The 17,213-nt window shown below is 60.5% G+C and carries 14 protein-coding genes and 3 pseudogenes; 13 read left to right on the top strand and 4 right to left on the bottom strand.

Annotation, left to right across the window (positions count from 1 at the left end; genetic code table 11):
• Positions 1–2 precede the first annotated feature (2 nt).
• From LRS09_RS28570 to LRS09_RS28535, 9 genes and pseudogenes are all read left to right on the top strand, one after another.
• A complete protein-coding gene (locus LRS09_RS28570; RefSeq protein WP_257810593.1) occupies positions 3–917 on the top strand; it encodes an SDR family NAD(P)-dependent oxidoreductase in 915 nt (304 codons plus the stop codon).
• A complete protein-coding gene (locus LRS09_RS28565; RefSeq protein ID WP_257810592.1) occupies positions 917–1,720 on the top strand; it encodes a citryl-CoA lyase in 804 nt (267 codons plus the stop codon). The genes LRS09_RS28570 and LRS09_RS28565 overlap by 1 nt, the downstream gene beginning before the upstream one ends.
• 3 nt (positions 1,721–1,723) lie before the next feature.
• A complete protein-coding gene (locus tag LRS09_RS28560) occupies positions 1,724–2,887 on the top strand; it encodes an acyl-CoA dehydrogenase family protein (protein WP_257810590.1) in 1,164 nt (387 codons plus the stop codon).
• 276 nt (positions 2,888–3,163) lie between these two features.
• The gene (locus tag LRS09_RS28555) at positions 3,164–3,772 is read left to right on the top strand and encodes a protein dehydratase (RefSeq protein WP_257810589.1); all 609 of its coding nucleotides are present in this window, start codon (positions 3,164–3,166) and stop codon (positions 3,770–3,772) included.
• Between the two features lie 37 nt (positions 3,773–3,809).
• Positions 3,810–5,093: an MmgE/PrpD family protein gene (locus tag LRS09_RS28550; protein WP_257810587.1), complete on the top strand. Its 1,284-nt coding sequence runs from the start codon at positions 3,810–3,812 to the stop codon at positions 5,091–5,093.
• Positions 5,094–5,402: 309 nt separating this feature from the next.
• Positions 5,403–5,621, top strand: a pseudogene (locus tag LRS09_RS30520) (transposase); the annotation flags it as partial.
• Positions 5,622–5,790: 169 nt separating this feature from the next.
• Positions 5,791–6,191, top strand: a pseudogene (locus LRS09_RS30515) (transposase).
• Between the two features lie 109 nt (positions 6,192–6,300).
• Positions 6,301–6,498, top strand: a pseudogene (locus LRS09_RS28540) (Hsp20/alpha crystallin family protein); the annotation flags it as partial.
• Positions 6,499–6,563: 65 nt separating this feature from the next.
• Complete coding sequence (locus LRS09_RS28535) at positions 6,564–7,016, top strand: NADH dehydrogenase ubiquinone Fe-S protein 4 (RefSeq protein ID WP_374684948.1); 453 nt, start codon at positions 6,564–6,566, stop codon at positions 7,014–7,016.
• 12 nt (positions 7,017–7,028) lie between these two features.
• On the opposite strand, the gene LRS09_RS28530 is transcribed toward LRS09_RS28535, so the two are convergent.
• Positions 7,029–8,651 (bottom strand): ISL3 family transposase, encoded by a 1,623-nt coding sequence (locus LRS09_RS28530; RefSeq protein ID WP_257810582.1) that lies wholly within the window; start codon positions 8,649–8,651, stop codon positions 7,029–7,031.
• A 206-nt stretch (positions 8,652–8,857) separates the two neighbouring features.
• Here LRS09_RS28530 and LRS09_RS28525 point away from each other — a divergent pair, with 206 nt between their 5' ends.
• From LRS09_RS28525 to LRS09_RS28510, 4 genes are all read left to right on the top strand, one after another.
• On the top strand, positions 8,858–10,351 hold the full coding sequence (locus tag LRS09_RS28525) for a Mu transposase C-terminal domain-containing protein (RefSeq protein WP_257810584.1): 1,494 nt from the start codon (positions 8,858–8,860) through the stop codon (positions 10,349–10,351).
• Positions 10,352–10,486: 135 nt separating this feature from the next.
• Positions 10,487–11,368: a TniB family NTP-binding protein gene (locus LRS09_RS28520; RefSeq protein ID WP_257810583.1), complete on the top strand. Its 882-nt coding sequence runs from the start codon at positions 10,487–10,489 to the stop codon at positions 11,366–11,368.
• On the top strand, positions 11,365–12,231 hold the full coding sequence (locus tag LRS09_RS28515) for a TniQ family protein (RefSeq protein ID WP_252913139.1): 867 nt from the start codon (positions 11,365–11,367) through the stop codon (positions 12,229–12,231). The genes LRS09_RS28520 and LRS09_RS28515 overlap by 4 nt, the downstream gene beginning before the upstream one ends.
• Positions 12,232–12,362: 131 nt before the next feature.
• Complete coding sequence (locus LRS09_RS28510) at positions 12,363–13,985, top strand: ISL3 family transposase (RefSeq protein ID WP_257810582.1); 1,623 nt, start codon at positions 12,363–12,365, stop codon at positions 13,983–13,985.
• Here the strand turns inward: LRS09_RS28510 and LRS09_RS28505 are convergent.
• The 3 genes from LRS09_RS28505 to LRS09_RS28495 all read right to left on the bottom strand — a co-directional run bounded on the left by LRS09_RS28505 (position 13,973) and on the right by LRS09_RS28495 (position 17,212).
• Positions 13,973–14,179, bottom strand: a complete 207-nt coding sequence (locus LRS09_RS28505; protein ID WP_257810581.1) for a hypothetical protein — start codon at positions 14,177–14,179, stop codon at positions 13,973–13,975. The two genes, LRS09_RS28510 and LRS09_RS28505, sit on opposite strands and share 13 nt — an antisense overlap.
• Positions 14,180–14,463: 284 nt before the next feature.
• On the bottom strand, positions 14,464–16,035 hold the full coding sequence (locus LRS09_RS28500) for a DHA2 family efflux MFS transporter permease subunit (protein ID WP_257810580.1): 1,572 nt from the start codon (positions 16,033–16,035) through the stop codon (positions 14,464–14,466).
• Positions 16,025–17,212: an HlyD family secretion protein gene (locus tag LRS09_RS28495; RefSeq protein WP_257810578.1), complete on the bottom strand. Its 1,188-nt coding sequence runs from the start codon at positions 17,210–17,212 to the stop codon at positions 16,025–16,027. Before LRS09_RS28495 ends, LRS09_RS28500 begins: the two co-directional genes overlap by 11 nt.
• Position 17,213: the final 1 nt, after the last annotated feature.

The raw sequence follows: 17,213 nt of genomic DNA, 5'->3' as shown, positions 1-17,213 counted from the left end.
ATATGGGAAAGACGCTGGATGGAAAGGTTGTGCTGGTCACCGGCGCGGGCGGCGGGATCGGCCGCGAGATCGCCCTGATGGCGGCAGCCGAGGGAGCGGCGGTCGTGGTCAACGATTTGGGCGCGACGCTCAAGGGTATTGGCCACACTCTCACCGCAGCGCAAACGGTCGTGGACGAGATCAAGGCCGCCGGTGGCGACGCCATCGCCGATGGCGGCAGCGTAACCGACCCGGACGCGGCCCGGGCCATGGTCGAGGCCGCCGTGAAGGAATTCGGCCGCATCGATGCAGTCGTGAACAATGCCGGAATCCTGCGCGACGGCTTCTTTCACAAGATGAGCCACGAGGATTTCGATGCGGTGGTGAAGGTACACCTCTACGGCGCCTTCAATACCTCGCGCGCCGCGACGGATTATTTCCGCGAGCAGGAAGGCGGCGCACTGGTGCACATGACCTCGACCTCGGGCCTGATCGGCAATTACGCCCAGGTGAACTATTCGGCGGCCAAACTGGGTATTGCGGCCTTTTCGAGATCCGTCGCGCTTGACCTCAAACGCTGGAACGTGCGGTCCAACTGCATCGCGCCCTTCGCCTGGAGCCGGATGATTTCCTCGATCAAGACCGACACGCCGGAACAGGAGGCGCGGGTCGAGAAGATCAAGAAGATGACGCCCGCCAAGGTCGCGCCGATGGCCTGCTATCTGCTGAGCGATCAGGCCGCAGAGATCTCGGGTCAGATCTTTGCAGTTCGGATGAACGAAATCTTCCTGATGAGCCAGCCGCGGCCGGTGCGTTCGGTGCATTCCGGCGACGGCTGGACCGCCGAAACGATCGCCGAGCATGCCATTCCCGCGCTCAAGTCGCATTTCACGCCGCTTGAAGTGTCGGCGGACGTCTTTTCCTGGGATCCGGTTTGATGAGCAAGCGCAAACAAAAAATTACGTCGAATATCGGCTGGAGCACACCCGATAAGATCTGCGTGCGCGGACTCGACCTGCCGAACGAGATCCTGGGCCACATGAACCTCGGCGATCTGGCGTTTCTCCAGTTGACGGGCCGCAAGGCCACGCCCGAGGAGAGCCGGGTGTTCAACGCCATCGTCATCACGCTGGTCGAACATGGTATCACGCCGTCCGCCCTGGCCGCGCGCATGACCTATATGGGCGCGCCGGAATCGCTTCAGGCCGCAGTCGCGGCGGGGCTCTGCGGGCTCGGCATGGTGTTCGTCGGCTCGATGGAAGGCGCCTCAAAGATGCTGTACGAGGCGCTGCCGCAGGACAAGCTGGGCACCGGCGCAGATCTGGATGCTGTCGCCGCTGAAACGGTTGAAAAATTCCGCGCCCGCAGGGCGATCGTTCCTGGGCTGGGCCATCCGGTGCACAAGCCGGTCGATCCCCGCGCGCCGCGGCTTTTCCAGATTGCGGCCGAGAACGGCAAGTCCGGCGAATATGTCGCGCTGATCCAGAAAATTCAGGCCGTGGCCGAAGATAAGTCAGGCAAGATGCTGCCTATCAACGCCACTGGCGCGATCGGAGCGATCTGCTGCGAATTCGGCTTCCCATGGAAGATCGTGCGCGGCTTTGGCGTAATGGCGCGCGCGATCGGGCTGGTGGGCCATATCCTCGAGGAGAGCGAAAATCCGATTTCCTACGAAATATGGCAGCGCGCCGAAGAGGAGATCCTCGAGACCAGCGGCCCTGGCGCGCACAGGGCGAGGTGACGAATGCAGACCTCTGCCCCCGAAAACCATGACGATCTGCGCGCGGCGCTGCGCGCGCTCTGCGCGCAATTCCCACCCGAATATCACCGCCAGCATGGTGCGGATGAGACCTACCCCGAAGAGTTTGTTGAGGCGCTGACCCGCGCGGGCTGGCTTGCCGCGATGATCCCCGAAGAATATGGCGGCTCGGGGCTAGGGCTAACCGAGGCCTCGATCATCATGGAGGAGATCAACCGCTCGGGCGGCAACGCTGGCCATTGCCACGGCCAGATGTACAACATGGGCACGCTCCTGCGGCACGGATCGGGAGAGCAGAAGCGGAAATACCTGCCCGGCATCGCCAGCGGCGAACTGCGGCTGCAATCAATGGCCGTGACCGAACCCACCACCGGCACCGATACTACCAAGCTCAAGACCACCGCGGTCAAGACGGGCGACCGCTATGTGGTCAACGGTCAGAAGGTCTGGATCAGCCGAATCCGGCATTCCGACCTAATGATCCTGCTGGCGCGCACGACGCCGATCAATGAGGTCAAGCGCAAGGCGCAGGGCCTGTCGATCTTCATGGTCGATCTGAAAAAGGCGATTGGCAATGGCATGAGAGTAAGCCCGATCGCGAACATGCCGGGGCACGAAACCTACGAGGTTTTCTTCGATGAGCTCGAGATCCCAGAAGAGAACCTGATCGGTGAGGAAGGGCGCGGCTTTTATCATATCCTGGATGGCTTGAATGCTGAGCGCACCCTGATCGCTGCGGAATGTATCGGCGACGGCTACTGGTTCATTAATAAAGCCCGCGCCTATGCGGGGGAGCGGATCGTGTTCGACCGGCCCATCGGCCAGAACCAGGGAGTGCAGTTCCCAATTGCCAAGGCTTTCGTCAACCTCGAGGCAGCCAATCTGATGCGTTTCGAAGCCTGCCGCCGCTTCGATTCCGGCGGCGATTGCGGGGCGCAGGCCAACATGGCCAAGCTGCTTGCCGCCGATGCGTCCTGGGAGGCGGCCAATGCATGCATCCAGACCCATGGCGGGTTCGGGTTCGCCCGGGAGCATGATGTGGAACGCAAGTTTCGCGAAACCCGTCTGTACCAGGTGGCGCCGATATCGACCAGCCTGATCCTGTCCTATGTCGCGGAACACATCCTCGGCATGCCAAGGTCGTTTTGAGGCGCCTCGTGCTGGCGCGGCAATCTGGAACGGGAAGAGCGCGGATGACAACCGAAGTCGACATCGATCATCTGCGAGGCTGGATCGGCACTGAGGAGAGCGCTTCGGAAACCATTAGCGACGTACTGCTGGCACGGGCACCGCGCGACCTTGGGCCGGTGGCTCGCGCCCGCCGAGGCAGGGCACGGACCACTGGGCCTCCACTGGTGCCTCACACTGCCTCCAGCCGATTTCGAGACGCTTGGAGCGGACGGACACCCGGCCCGGGGCGGCTTTATGCCTCCTGTGCCTCTGCCTTCGCGCATGTGGGCCGGCGGCGAGTTGCGGCATCTGAGGCCGCTGCCTGCGCTGGGAACCGTCAAGCGCCGGTCGGTCATCGCCGATGTGACCCTGAAACAAGGGCGCAGTGGCCCGCTGGTGTTGGTTGCGGTCAAGCACAAATATGTCGCTGACGGCGAAACCGCGGTTGTCGAGACCCAGAACATTGTTTATCGGGCAAGCACGGTGCCCGGGCCCGCGCCCGCTGTTCCGCCCGAGGCGGCAAAGCGCGTGCAGGAGGTCCTGACGCCCGATCCCATTTTGCTGTTCCGCTATTCAGCAATGACGTTCAACGGCCATCGTATCCACTACGACCGTCCCTATGCCTGCGAAATCGAGGGCTATCCAGACCTGGTGGTTCATGGGCCGCTGCAGGCTACATTACTCATCAATCTGGCCGCGAAGGCATGTGGCCGCATACCGGCAGTTTTCAGCTATCGGGGCTTGGCGCCATGCTATAGCGGCAAGATGTTGATGCTGTGCCAACAGGGGACGCCGACCGAAGGCACGGTGTGGTGCGAGACAGCCGACGGACTGAGAACAATGCAAGGCACATATCAGTCCTGATCGCTTTAACGAACGATCGAATTCACGGGAGAAGATGTTGAGCGGAACGGAGACGAGCCGGAAGCGTTCTGGCGAACATGGCACTGCCGAACTGGCTGAATTCGCGTCAGCGCTGTCCATACGGGATATTCCCGAACATGTCGTCGAACGGTGCGTAGACCTCTTTGTCGATTGGGCCGGATCGGCGCTTTCAGGCGCACGCCATCACGCGATCCTTGCGGTTGACGATTTCGCCAAGGAAATGGGCCCCAACCATGGCCGGTCAGAAGTGCTCATCTCGGGCCGCATGACCTCACCGCTATTCGCCGCGATGGTTAACGCTGCCGCTTCGCACGTCTCTGAGCAGGACGATGTGCACAATGGTTCAGTGTTCCATCCGGGGGCGGTGGTGTTTCCCGCCGCACTGGCCGTGGCCCAGAATATCGGCGCAAGTGGCCGCGACTTCCTGACGGCATGCGTCGCCGGCTATGAGACAGGCATTCGCGCCGGCGAATATCTGGGCCTTCCGCACTACAAGATCTTTCACACCACGGGAACCGCGGGCACTCTCGCTGCGGCCGCTGCTGCTGGCCGGCTGCTTGGGTTGGGCTCTGAGCAGATGCTCAATGCTTTCGGCTCGGCCGGAACCCAGGCCGCGGGTGTATGGGAGTTTCTCAGAGACGCCGCCGACTCCAAGCAGCTCCACACCGGGAAGGCTGCAGCCAACGGGATGACTGCAGCAAGTCTCGCAGCGCGGGGGTTTACCGGCGCACGTCGCATCTTGGAGGGGGAACAAGGCATGGGCGCAGGAATGTCACGAAACTGCGACCCCGCAAAAATCACAGCTGGTCTTGGTGTGAGATGGGCGCTCGCCGAGACCTCCTTTAAGTTTCATGCGTCATGCCGCCACACGCACCCTGCCGCCGACGCTTTGCTAAAAATTCTGCATGAGCACGATCTGCGCGCCGATGATATTCAGCATGTCACCGCTCACGTTCACCAGGCGGCAATCGACGTGCTGGGGTCGGTCGTGCGGCCCGCCACTGTGCATCAGGCGAAATTCTCGATGCCTGCTACGCTGGGGCTCATTGCCGTGCATCGGCGCGCCGGGTTGGACGAATTCGATACGGTCCTGGAGGATGAAGCGGTCCGAGAGCTCATGCGAAGGGTCGACATGATCTTCGACCCGGAAGTGGAGCAGAACTACCCGGCCACCTGGATGGGGAAAGTATCGGTAACGATACGAGGCGGGACGGTTTTGACAGCCCGTGTCGACGAGCCGAAAGGAGACCCCGGTAACACCTTGACGCGCGACGAGATCGAAAAAAAGCGCGTACTCTAGCACAGTATGGTGGCGCCCTCGATGGCGATGGGTGGACTCGCGTCTCCCGCAAACTTTGGTCGGTTGCTTCACTCGATGAGATCGGATCGCTGCTTCGCTGATTGACTGCTGTTCTTCTTACTTCGGCACCACTGGATACGAATGTCGAACCCAATCAGACTGTGTTGAAGGTCTGGGGGTCTTCCTCAATTTGTGTGGTTCACCCCGCTGTTAGGCCGTGTGGACGAATTGACTCAGATATAGGTTTGAGGGTTCCGTCGCGGAATCCGGTCTGATTCATAGATAGCCGACTGATTCTGGAGGTCGGCGATGTCCACAAGGATGACGGAAGCAGATTGGGCGCACACGCTGGAGGTGTTCCGGGCCTGCCTGCCGCGACGCGGGCGCAAGGCGGCGGACGACCGGCTGTTCCTGGAAGCGATGCACTTCTTCAGGGTGGAGAACGTGCGCTGGCGTGCGCTCCCGGAGCGGTTCGGTCCCTGGAATTCCGTGTGGAAGCGCTTCGACCGGCTGAGCAAGGCGGGCGTGTTCGAGGCCTTCTTCGACACGCTGGCTTCGATGAGCACATCGGCGCATCTGATCCAGAGATCCAGATGTTCGACAGCACCATCGTGCGTGCCCATGTCTCAGCGGCCGGCGCAAAAGGGGGCAGCAGGGTCAAGCGCTCGGCCGCTCGCGGGGCGGGTTCACGACGAAAATCCATGTCAAATCAGATGCATCGGGAACCATGATCGGTTTCGACCTGACTGGCGGCGAGAAAGGCGACGCGCCGCACTTCCCCATCCTCCTCGACATCGGGCCGGACATCGTGCCCCGCGCCGCCATCGGCGACAAAGGCTATGCCAGCAAGGCGAACCGGGCCGCCGCACGAGCAGAGGCATCGCCCCGGTCATTCCCTACAAGGCCAACGAGAAGGACAAGCCCGCTTTCTTCGCAAAGGTCCTCTACAGGGCTCGCGCTCGCATCGAACAGGGCATCGGCGTCGTCAAACGCTTCAAGCGCGTCGCCCTGCGGTGCGAGAAAACCGCCCGTAACTATCGATCCATCGTCAGCTTCGCAGCGGGACTATGCTTGATCAAATTCGTCCACACGGCCTAGCGCCCTGGCGTCTGCTCATGAGCTTGTCCTGCCTGATCGCAATGGACCCGAACGAAAAGAACGTCATGCAAGCCTAGACGCCTTGCTGAGGGCGATTTTTACGCCCTATTCCGAGACCGAGGACAAGGACCGTCAGTTCTCGGAGCGCTTCTACGGCCGCTTTGAGCGCCGCATACCACTCGGCTACGAGGTCGAGGACGACAAGGTCAGCGCCGATTTCAAGAATGGCGTGCTGACCGTCGCCCTGCCCAAGACCGAGCGTGCGCAGGCGAAGGCGAAGCGCATCGCCATCAACGGCAAGCACTGACTACGGTGCTGGAGGCGGTCTGGCCGCCTCCAGCATCTCCTTCTCTTGCGAGGGAAACACGAACTATGCACAACAATACGGTTCCCACGGCGAACAATCACCGGCCCGACAACGACAATTGTCCGGTCGGTTCTTTCGCGTTGTCCTTCGGACGCTCCACTTTCCCGCGCGATGCGGTTGCGCGCATTTACAGGCCGGCGCGGTCGGCGATGACATCCGCACGGCCTCGTCGGGCCTGGCGGCTATCGTTCGAGCGCCGGAGTGCGCCCTTCATCGAGCCACTGATGGGCTATACCGGCTCCAGGGACACGCTCACCCAGGTAGAACTCAGCTTCCCGACCCGCGAGGCTGCGATCGCTTACGCGGAACGTCAGGGTCTCACCTATGTGGTGCAGGATACTTCATGCCCTGATCGGCACGATCCTGCCGCACGGCGGACAATGGAGGAGCAGGCCTTTTTCGACATTGTCCAGAACCGGCTGCAGCATGCCTGGTTGCAGGTGTCGCTCGGCACTTAATGAGGTTCTTCCTCACTTTGTGTGATTCAACGGTAACATACGGGCTCTCATCAGTTCTGGCCCGGCTCTGCCATACATGGCTCGCTTCAGTGTTTTTAGGCGATTGATCTGGCCTTCGGCTTGACCGTTGCTCCAAGGGAGCTCGATTGCGTTTTTCACGGCATCGATATCCCGCCGCAGGACACTGGCGAATCGCATGATTGCCGTAAGTTCGGTCTCGATGGCATCGTCGATCCACTTATCCAGCGCATCAGGGTTCCTGCTGCGCAGAATTCCGTTAAAGCGCATTGCCAAGCCACGCATCACGCGGAACGCTTCTGAGCCCTGCTTCAATGCATCGACCCGTCTTGCCTGGCGGTTTGTCAGCAGGCCGCGCGGCTTGATGCACAAAGCAGCGACGGCATCGGCAGAGATGACATGGCCAGTGTCAGGATCACGGACAGGCTCTGAAACCTTTACCTCGGGCAGCGTCACCTCGGAGCGGACGTTTTCGGCTTGTCGCCACACCTGCAAAAGTCGTTCCAGGTTCGAACGGCTTCCAGTATAGCCCCGGTTCTTGAGGTCATGGAAAAGATGACGCCCAAGGCGGTTTCCATCCTTCCAGCACTCAGCCAGGAACGCTTCGAAATACAAAGGGGATGTCGGATTCAATGCCGCTCGATTTCTGTCCCTGGGTGCACTTGATGTTAGCCAGTTGGTGACGCTCCGACGCTCAAATCCCGTGCGTCTAGCAATCTCACTGTAGGTGAGACCCTGCTGGCGTAGAGCATGCAGCATCTCGAATATTTCCTGGCGCGACTGCCGATGGGCAAGGCGCGCACGGCGGTGTTGAGCCGTGGTGCTGGCAATGGCGTCTTCCGACAGTATCGGTCTGACGTTGGCATGGCCGCAAAGGCTCATCTGTTCCTTGATAGCCGCCCTGAGATTCTGAACCAGATGAAAGCGATCCGCCACCTGGCGGGCCTGCGGCGCGCCCTCTCGAGAAGCCTGGGCATAGAGACCGCAACGATCTCGACTGACGACCTCAATAGAGGGACGTGCTTGCAGCCATGCTTTCGCGCTCGCAACGCTGCGGTCGTCCAGAATATCAACGACTGCACGACGCTCGAGATCGACCATGATCGTGCCGTATCGTGTGGAGCGACGCCAACTCCAATCATCGATGCCAACGACTCTCACTGCATCCTGAATTGAGACCGAAGCTCTTCGTTTGATCTGGCGAAGGATCGTGTCATCGCTGACAGGCATACCAAGGCGACCCATCAGATGTTCCGCGGGGCGGCCACCCATGCTGTAACCCACCAAGTCTACAATCGCGGCCATCCGAGCGGTACGCCGCGTGTAGGGTGCAGCGATATCAGGCAATCGGTCAGTGAAGGTTCGCCGCTGACATTCCCGGTGTCTGCATTGCCACCGGCTCAGGGTGAGCTGAACGTTCACCACCTGCCCCTGAACCGAAAGGTCTTGAAGAGTGCGCTTGCGCCAACCGTGCCGATGACGACTTCGCATACAGCAATCCGGACACGTTCCGACTGGCTTCGCGACCGCGGAAACGGCCCATTTGCCGTCGTTTTGGAGTGAGATGCCCAGAACATTGACCCCTGGGCCGGGTGACCATTTCGATTTCGTGCGCATTCCCGCAGGTAGCAAATGCGATGCCTACAACCTGTTAACCACACAAAGTGAGGAAGAACCCTTAATGATGAGAATCATGCTTCAATGATCTCAGATGCTTACGCCGGCACTTAATTTGCGAATGGGCAGTTAATTCGATAATGCCCATTGGCTTTTGCCACTTAATGTGAGAATGAGACTCGTTATGTTTTCCTCGCGAGCCTGCCATGAGCGATCGGTTCCCTGATGAGATCGACGAAGCGCTTTGGGATGAAGCTTGCCGAAGGGCAGATGCGCTCCGTGAATTCCTGAGGCGCAATCCTGACGGCACGACCGCGGCAAACGTTTCGGGGTTCGCTGCCGAGATGGATGTGAGCCAGGCGACGGCCTACCGGCTGATCAAGCTGTTCCGCGTCGGTGGGACCGTTCTGTCTCTTGTCGATCGCAGGCGCGGACGTCCTGTGGGTCATCGTGCGCTGGACGAGAAACGGGAAGAGATCGTTAGCAAGACAATCAAAAAGCTCTACTTGAAGCGGACCCGACCGACGATCTCGCAGTTGGTGCGGGACGTGCAGACGAACTGTATTACGGTCGGGCTGAAGCCGCCACATCGCCGAACGATCGTCGCCCGCGTGAAGGACATCGACCTGCAGAAGCGCGCAAATCGGCGTGGCGAACAGAAAATCGTCAAGGCGACAACGGCCGTCCCCGGATCATTCGAGGTCTCCCGTCCCCTGGCAGTGGTCCAGATCGACCATACCAAGGCAGACATCTTTGTCGTTGACGAGGAGACGCGGCAGCCTATCGGACGGCCATGGCTGACGCTGGCTATGGATGTCTGCAGCCGGATGGTGACCGGCTTTTATCTCACGATGGATGCGCCGTCCCGCCTGTCCACCAGCATGTGCCTGCTACACTCCGTCTTCGACAAATCGGCATGGCTGCGGGAGCGCGAGATAACGGAGCCCTGGCCCGTCGCCGGTCTGCCGGACATGGTGCATGTTGACAATGGTGCCGACTTCCGAAGCCGGGCCTTCAAGCGAGGGTGCCAGGACGCGGGCATCGCGATCGAGTGGCGGCCACCCGGTGAGCCGCGTTTCGGCGGTCATATCGAGCGCCTGATCGGCACTCAGATGGGCAGGCTGCATCTCCTGCCCGGAACAACGTTCAGCCACGAACAGGAGTTGGGCGCCTATGACTCGAAGCGACATGCGGCACTGACTCTGAGGGAGCTCGAGCGCTACATCGCTCTCGACATTGTCGGCGCTTATCATCAATCGATCCACAGCAGTCTGGGTCGACCGCCGATCGCGGTGTGGCGGGAGCACGAGGGCGAAATCCCGCTTCGGTTCCCGCAAGATCGAATGCGCTTCTGGCTGACGTTCCTGCCGGAGCAGGAGCGGACGTTGATGCCTGACGGGATTCATCTGTTCAAACTGCGCTACTGGTCGCCGGCATTGAGCGCCGACGTCGGACGTTCTGACCGGCGCCTACTCGTAAAATACGATCCGCGCGACATGGCGCGCATCTTCGTCCGGCGGCCATCGGGAAACTTCGTCGAGGCCCGTTATGCCGACGTGACCCTGCCCTCGATAACGCTGCACGAGGCACTCACCGCCCGGCGTACCCTTACGTGCAAAGGGCCGTCGCGAAGTCGACACCCGCGCCATCGTCCACACCGCCGTCGCGCAGCGAGAATTGGTCCAGGCGGCAACCAATAAGACGGCGGCTGCGCGACGCGGGAAGGCTTCTTCGAAATCGAAGGTGGATGACCGGGGATTGGGCTCGCTCCGCGGCGTCGACTCCAGCAAACCTGTGCCCCTTTGTTGAGGATACAGAATGAGCTGGAGTGAAACATGAGCGATCAAATCTCCCACCTGACCGCCGGCGCCGGCGCACTGCTTGCCGAACCTGACGAGCGGCGCATTCGCGCGATACGATCGCGCCGATGGGTGCTCTACCCACGTGCCAAGCAGGCGCTCGATCGGCTGAGCCGGCTCCTCGACCATCCACGCGGCACACGCATGCCTTCTGTCGCGATCTATGGCGACAGTGGCATGGGCAAGACCATGATGATGAAGCGGTTCCGGGACGAACACCCGCCGTGCTTCAACCCGGTGACGGGTACGCTGAAGACACCCGTTCTGGCCATGGAGATGACGAGCCGGCCCGGCGAGCGGCGGTTCTACGCCGAACTGCTCACCCTTCTCGGCGCACCACAAAGGCCACGCGCCGACATCGCCCAGATGGAACAAGCGGCGCTACGCATCATGGAGGCCATTCGTGTTCAGGTGCTGGTGATCGACGAAGTGCACAACATTCTCGCCGGATCCTATCGCGAGCAGCGCATTGTCCTGAACACGCTGCGTTTCCTCAGCAATCGTCTGCAGATCTCCCTGGTCTGCTTCGGCGTTAACGAGGCGCGCGAGGCGATCGGTGGCGACGTCCAGCTTGCACGCCGGTTTGAGCAGTTCACCTTGAGCAGGTGGGCGGCGAACGAGCAGTTCGAGACGCTGGTGGCGTCGATCCTGCGCAATACGCCACTGCGTCGACCCTCGGTTCTCACGCCGAAATCACTGCGACGGATTCTGCAGATAACCGAGGGCATTACCGCCAGCATCTTCCACATGATCAACGATCTCGCGGTTGACGCCATCGAACGCGGACAAGAGCATATTGCAGACGAAGCTGTCGAAAACTGGGAGCCGGAGTTCGAGGCCGAGGCGGCGTTCGCATGACGGAGACCGCGCCGCCACGGCAGTTGCCGGTGAGATTGCCGCCCTACCCTGACGAGCTTCTGTCGTCCTGGATCAGTCGCCATGCCGCCTTCTACGCGGTCCCGCCGCTCGTCATGCTCCAGCATTGCCTGCCGGAGGCCTCCTCATTGCGAGCAGTCGATCTCCATCTGAGCGGCGATCAGGAAGTCCGCCTCGCCAGTATTTTCGCCGCCAAACCGGCTGTTTTACGTCGAATGACCTTCATCAATGTGCCGAAGTCGTCGCATCGACTAATCGCCGCGAGGCCGGCACAGACCTGTGCACGTTGCAGCCCCGGTAGCGCGGAACCAGCGCCAATCCTGCGAAACCAGCTGCTGGGGTGGCGGATTACCTGCGCGCATTGCGGAACACTACTACGAGGGTTCGGCAAAGATGAACTTCCCTCCCCTTTCCGGCAAAATCACCGTGCGGCTCTGCGGGGTGAAAAGCTGCTCGACGACGAAGCCGAACGCGGTATTCGAACCTGGACATCGGCGACCGAAATCGCCCGGCTTCTGTTGATGCGGCGAGTGATCTGGCCCCTACCGCGCGAGCATGAGCTTTGGCGCTACCGGGTGCTCGGCGCCATCATTCCCGATCTCGACCATGTCGTTGCCAAGCAATTGCAGAATCTGCCCACACCTGCAAAGCCGATCCTGCCGCTTGATATGCGGCCGGCTCTGCTGGCCGGCGTTGCGATCGTCGAGCGCGCCGGCCCGGAAATGCTCCGGATGCTGCGTGGGCACATGATGGGCGACAACCGGGCCCGATTCTCTGACGCCGCAGAGAACATGATAGCTCAAGCCGGCACGCTGCGAGCTTCTAGGCAAATGCAGTTAATTTGAGAATCTGGCTGCAGGGATTCTCACGATTAAGTGCCTAACTCGGGCAAAACCACCGCATTCTTGCATTTAAAGGTTCTTCCTCACTTTGTGTGGTTAACAGGTTGTAGGCATCGCATTTGCTACCTGCGGGAATGCGCACGAAATCGAAATGGTCACCCGGCCCAGGGGTCAATGTTCTGGGCATCTCACTCCAAAACGACGGCAAATGGGCCGTTTCCGCGGTCGCGAAGCCAGTCGGAACGTGTCCGGATTGCTGTATGCGAAGTCGTCATCGGCACGGTTGGCGCAAGCGCACTCTTCAAGACCTTTCGGTTCAGGGGCAGGTGGTGAACGTTCAGCTCACCCTGAGCCGGTGGCAATGCAGACACCGGGAATGTCAGCGGCGAACCTTCACTGACCGATTGCCTGATATCGCTGCACCCTACACGCGGCGTACCGCTCGGATGGCCGCGATTGTAGACTTGGTGGGTTACAGCATGGGTGGCCGCCCCGCGGAACATCTGATGGGTCGCCTTGGTATGCCTGTCAGCGATGACACGATCCTTCGCCAGATCAAACGAAGAGCTTCGGTCTCAATTCAGGATGCAGTGAGAGTCGTTGGCATCGATGATTGGAGTTGGCGTCGCTCCACACGATACGGCACGATCATGGTCGATCTCGAGCGTCGTGCAGTCGTTGATATTCTGGACGACCGCAGCGTTGCGAGCGCGAAAGCATGGCTGCAAGCACGTCCCTCTATTGAGGTCGTCAGTCGAGATCGTTGCGGTCTCTATGCCCAGGCTTCTCGAGAGGGCGCGCCGCAGGCCCGCCAGGTGGCGGATCGCTTTCATCTGGTTCAGAATCTCAGGGCGGCTATCAAGGAACAGATGAGCCTTTGCGGCCATGCCAACGTCAGACCGATACTGTCGGAAGACGCCATTGCCAGCACCACGGCTCAACACCGCCGTGCGCGCCTTGCCCATCGGCAGTCGCGCCAGGAAATATTCGAGATGCTGCATGCTCTACGCCAGCAGGGTCTCACCTACAGTGAGATTGCTAGACGCACGGGATTTGAGCGTCGGAGCGTCACCAACTGGCTAACATCAAGTGCACCCAGGGACAGAAATCGAGCGGCATTGAATCCGACATCCCCTTTGTATTTCGAAGCGTTCCTGGCTGAGTGCTGGAAGGATGGAAACCGCCTTGGGCGTCATCTTTTCCATGACCTCAAGAACCGGGGCTATACTGGAAGCCGTTCGAACCTGGAACGACTTTTGCAGGTGTGGCGACAAGCCGAAAACGTCCGCTCCGAGGTGACGCTGCCCGAGGTAAAGGTTTCAGAGCCTGTCCGTGATCCTGACACTGGCCATGTCATCTCTGCCGATGCCGTCGCTGCTTTGTGCATCAAGCCGCGCGGCCTGCTGACAAACCGCCAGGCAAGACGGGTCGATGCATTGAAGCAGGGCTCAGAAGCGTTCCGCGTGATGCGTGGCTTGGCAATGCGCTTTAACGGAATTCTGCGCAGCAGGAACCCTGATGCGCTGGATAAGTGGATCGACGATGCCATCGAGACCGAACTTACGGCAATCATGCGATTCGCCAGTGTCCTGCGGCGGGATATCGATGCCGTGAAAAACGCAATCGAGCTCCCTTGGAGCAACGGTCAAGCCGAAGGCCAGATCAATCGCCTAAAAACACTGAAGCGAGCCATGTATGGCAGAGCCGGGCCAGAACTGATGAGAGCCCGTATGTTACCGTTGAATCACACAAAGTGAGGAAGAACCCATTTAAATGCCAAGCGACAGACGCCGCCGAATAGATGAACATCGTTCTTGGTGATTGGCGCTTCAGGGCTGACAAACGGATCCTGGGTGGCGAAATAGATGAAGGGATCGTTTTCGCCCGCTTGGCTCATGCCAACTGACGCCGTCAGCAAGGCCGCAATGAAAATGGGATTTGTGCCGCCCATCGCTTTCCTCCGAATCACCCGTTCAAAATCATAGCTCTATCAAGTTGATATACGTGGCGTTAAATGAGACAAGCTTTGGAAAGAAGCGCTCAGTGTAAATCCGGCCGATAGCTTTCGACCGCTGTGGCGGCGGATCCGGAAAACGTGCTACAAGAAGTATCATTATCGAATTCCAGGCCCCCCCATTCCGGAGGCTCTCGTCAGTATCGGCCGCGGCCTACAAGCTTTTGGCTGTCCGGTAGTTCCAGTGACTCCACTCGATTGCTGTCATCGCGCCTTGGCGCTCACAGGCTCCGCGTGGGATTGAAGCCGGTGCACCGCGCTTCGGCACGGTGCAGCAGCCACGTCGGCCCTAGAGCGACCAGGAAGACGATCGTCACGACGATAAACCCATCCCGGAACGCGGCGGTGTTGGCCTGAATGATGATGGCTTGCGCCAGAAACGACGCGGCCGTCGGCAATTGCTGGAAGTCGGGGACACCCGCTGTCTTGACCATTGCAGCGACCTGGCTGAGCAACGACATCGTGGCGGAGTTGTCGGTGGTTTGGGTCGCGGCGAACGCGTCAGCGTGCATGACGGTGCGCCGTTCCATGAACACGGCTAACAGGTTGACCCCGAACGCGCCACCAAGCTGGCGAATGAAGTTGATCGCGCCTGATCCCTGCGCGACCAGTTCTCTTGGAAGAACCTTGAGCGATGCAGAGGTCAGAGAAGGAAACACCAGCCCGAGGCCAATGCGCGAAAGAACGGTGAGCCAGGCAAGCATCCAGAAGGTGGTGTTGATGTCGATGTCGGCCGTCAGGTAAGAGGAATAGGCGAAAATGGCCATCCCGGAGCCGATCAACCAGCCGGATGGGAGTTTATCAGACATGCGTCCGGCAATCGGGAAGACAAAGACCAGCACAAATCCCGACGGCATCAAAAGCAATCCGGCCTGGGTCGGGGTGAAACCCTGAATCGTCTGCACGAACAGCGGGACCAGATAGGTCGATCCGAACAGACCGGCACCCATGATGAAGCCGACCAGGCAAGCCGAAGCGAACGGCAGTTGGGTAAAGAGCCGCATGTCGAGCATGGGCTTGGCCGCCCTGATCTCCCACCAGATAAAGCTTGAGGCCGCGATCATAGCAATCGCGAATTGCGCCAGGATCGGATCGGACGTCCAGCCTTCGCGCTGAGCGTTTGTCAGCGCATTCAGGAGAACACCAAGGAATACGCTCAGAAGGAGCACGCCGAACCAGTCGAATCCTGGACGAGGACCCTTGTCGGCGCGAGTCGGCAGAAACAGATTTGACAAGAAAATGCCGAGGGCGGCAAACGGAATCCCGAGATAAAAGACGTAGCGCCAGTTGAAAGCGTCAATCAGGATGCCGCCGATCCATGGGCCGAGCGCCGGCGCGAGCACAACGCCGATGCCGAATATACCCATCGCGGCGCCGCGCTGATCAGCCGGAAAAACCTGGAACAGAAGGACCATGGCGAGAGGCTGAATGATGCCAGCGGCGGCGCCCTGGATCACCCTTGCGACAGTCAGGACGGTTTCGTTCGGCGCGACGCCGCCAAGAACGGACCCCGCTGCAAACAAGGCCAGGGCAGTTACCATGCTGGCTCGCTGGCCGAACGCCTTGTTGGCCCAATCGGCCAGCAGCATGGTCGCCGTCATTGCCGCGAGGAAACCGGTCGAGATCCATTGCGCCTCGACCTGGCTGATGCCGAAAGCGCCCATGACGCCGGGTATCGCGACATTGACGATGGTCGTCGACAGAACGACGGCGATGGCCGAGATCATAACAGTGCCTGTCGCGAGCCAGCGATAGGCCGGACCGTAGCTGTCGAACAGGTCCTCAATCGACATCGATGCTGACTTCCACCATCATTCCGGGGCGCAGGAGACCATCCTGCTGTTCGATGGATATTCGCACCGGCAGGCGCTGGGTGACTTTGGTAAAGTTGCCGCTCGGATTGGGGCTCGGGAGCAGAGCGAACTGGCTGGTGGCGGCTTCGCCGATCCGGACGACTTCGCCGCGGAATTCCCGATCCGGATACGCGTCGATAGTAATCTGCGCCGGCGCGCCGGCCGTCAGCCGCCTGAAGTCCGTCTCCTTGACGCTGGCGTCGACCCAGACTGTGCTCGGGTCGTGGTAGATCAGGAGCCGCGTGCCGGGCGATACGTACTCCCCCGCATCGATAAAGGTGCTATCGATAACGCCGTCAAACTCTGCCCTGATGTCGCGGCGGCCGAGGTCGATGCGTTTCTGTTCGATCTGCGCGGAAAGTGCCTCGACCTGCGCATCAAAGGTCGCGATCTGCTGGTCGAGCACGCCAATTTGCGCCTCTTCAGCCGTCACGACTTCGAGATTGGCGCGGGCTGTCAGTATCCCGGCCGCAGTCAGCCGTTCCTGCTGGGTGGCGGCAGCCAGCCGGGCATTCGCATCGTCGAGTTGCTGGGCCGATAGCACGTTTCGACCTGCGAGCGCCTTGACACGGTCGAACTGGGATTTCGCATTCTGGAGCGCAGCCTCGGCGGCGGCATGGGAGGCTTGAGCCGCGGCAATCTGGGCTTCTGCCGCCTGAAGCTTCGCCGCAACCTGACCTCGAACGAAACCCTGCTGGGAACGCAGCTGGTCCTGCTGGGATTTGACGCCTGTGACCTGTGCTTCCAGGCCCTTCAGTTCCTGTGAGGCGGATGCCGCATCGATGGTAGCCAGAACCTGTCCACGAACGACCTTGTCGCCCGCGATGACGGGAAGCGATATGATCCTGCCGGACACTTCGCTGCTGACGGCGATCATATTTGCCGCGATCCGGGCGTCGTCGAGAAAGACATGCGTCCACCGCGCGGCCAGCCAGGGATAGGTGAAATAGGCGACGACGCCGAGCACCGCGAAAAGCGCCGTCGCGCGAGCCAACCTGCGCGCTCGCCCGCTCTTCTTCGTAGCGGGTGGTGTCTCGGTAGCGGCCGGTGTCTCGGCAGTGCCAGCAGCTGCGTTCGCAGCCCCGGAGAATTGCAACGGCCTTGCTTCCATGTTCATT

Source organism: Mesorhizobium sp. J428, assembly GCF_024699925.1.
Classification (GTDB): Bacteria; Pseudomonadota; Alphaproteobacteria; order Rhizobiales; family Rhizobiaceae; genus Mesorhizobium_A.
This window is presented reverse-complemented; position numbering and strand designations above follow the sequence as displayed.

Excerpts from the sequence above, each read along its gene's own strand:
- LRS09_RS28570 (WP_257810593.1), top strand. The coding sequence starts at position 3 with ATGGGAAAGACGCTGGATGGAAAGGTTGTGCTGGTCACCGGCGCGGGC.
- LRS09_RS28565 (WP_257810592.1), top strand. The coding sequence starts at position 917 with ATGAGCAAGCGCAAACAAAAAATTACGTCGAATATCGGCTGGAGCACA.
- LRS09_RS28560 (WP_257810590.1), top strand. The coding sequence starts at position 1,724 with ATGCAGACCTCTGCCCCCGAAAACCATGACGATCTGCGCGCGGCGCTG.
- LRS09_RS28555 (WP_257810589.1), top strand. The coding sequence starts at position 3,164 with ATGCCTCCTGTGCCTCTGCCTTCGCGCATGTGGGCCGGCGGCGAGTTG.
- LRS09_RS28535 (WP_374684948.1), top strand. The coding sequence starts at position 6,564 with ATGCACAACAATACGGTTCCCACGGCGAACAATCACCGGCCCGACAAC.
- LRS09_RS28530 (WP_257810582.1), bottom strand. The coding sequence starts at position 8,651 with ATGCGCACGAAATCGAAATGGTCACCCGGCCCAGGGGTCAATGTTCTG.
- LRS09_RS28525 (WP_257810584.1), top strand. The coding sequence starts at position 8,858 with ATGAGCGATCGGTTCCCTGATGAGATCGACGAAGCGCTTTGGGATGAA.
- LRS09_RS28520 (WP_257810583.1), top strand. The coding sequence starts at position 10,487 with ATGAGCGATCAAATCTCCCACCTGACCGCCGGCGCCGGCGCACTGCTT.
- LRS09_RS28515 (WP_252913139.1), top strand. The coding sequence starts at position 11,365 with ATGACGGAGACCGCGCCGCCACGGCAGTTGCCGGTGAGATTGCCGCCC.
- LRS09_RS28510 (WP_257810582.1), top strand. The coding sequence starts at position 12,363 with ATGCGCACGAAATCGAAATGGTCACCCGGCCCAGGGGTCAATGTTCTG.
- LRS09_RS28505 (WP_257810581.1), bottom strand. The coding sequence starts at position 14,179 with ATGGGCGGCACAAATCCCATTTTCATTGCGGCCTTGCTGACGGCGTCA.
- LRS09_RS28500 (WP_257810580.1), bottom strand. The coding sequence starts at position 16,035 with ATGTCGATTGAGGACCTGTTCGACAGCTACGGTCCGGCCTATCGCTGG.
- LRS09_RS28495 (WP_257810578.1), bottom strand. The coding sequence starts at position 17,212 with ATGAACATGGAAGCAAGGCCGTTGCAATTCTCCGGGGCTGCGAACGCA.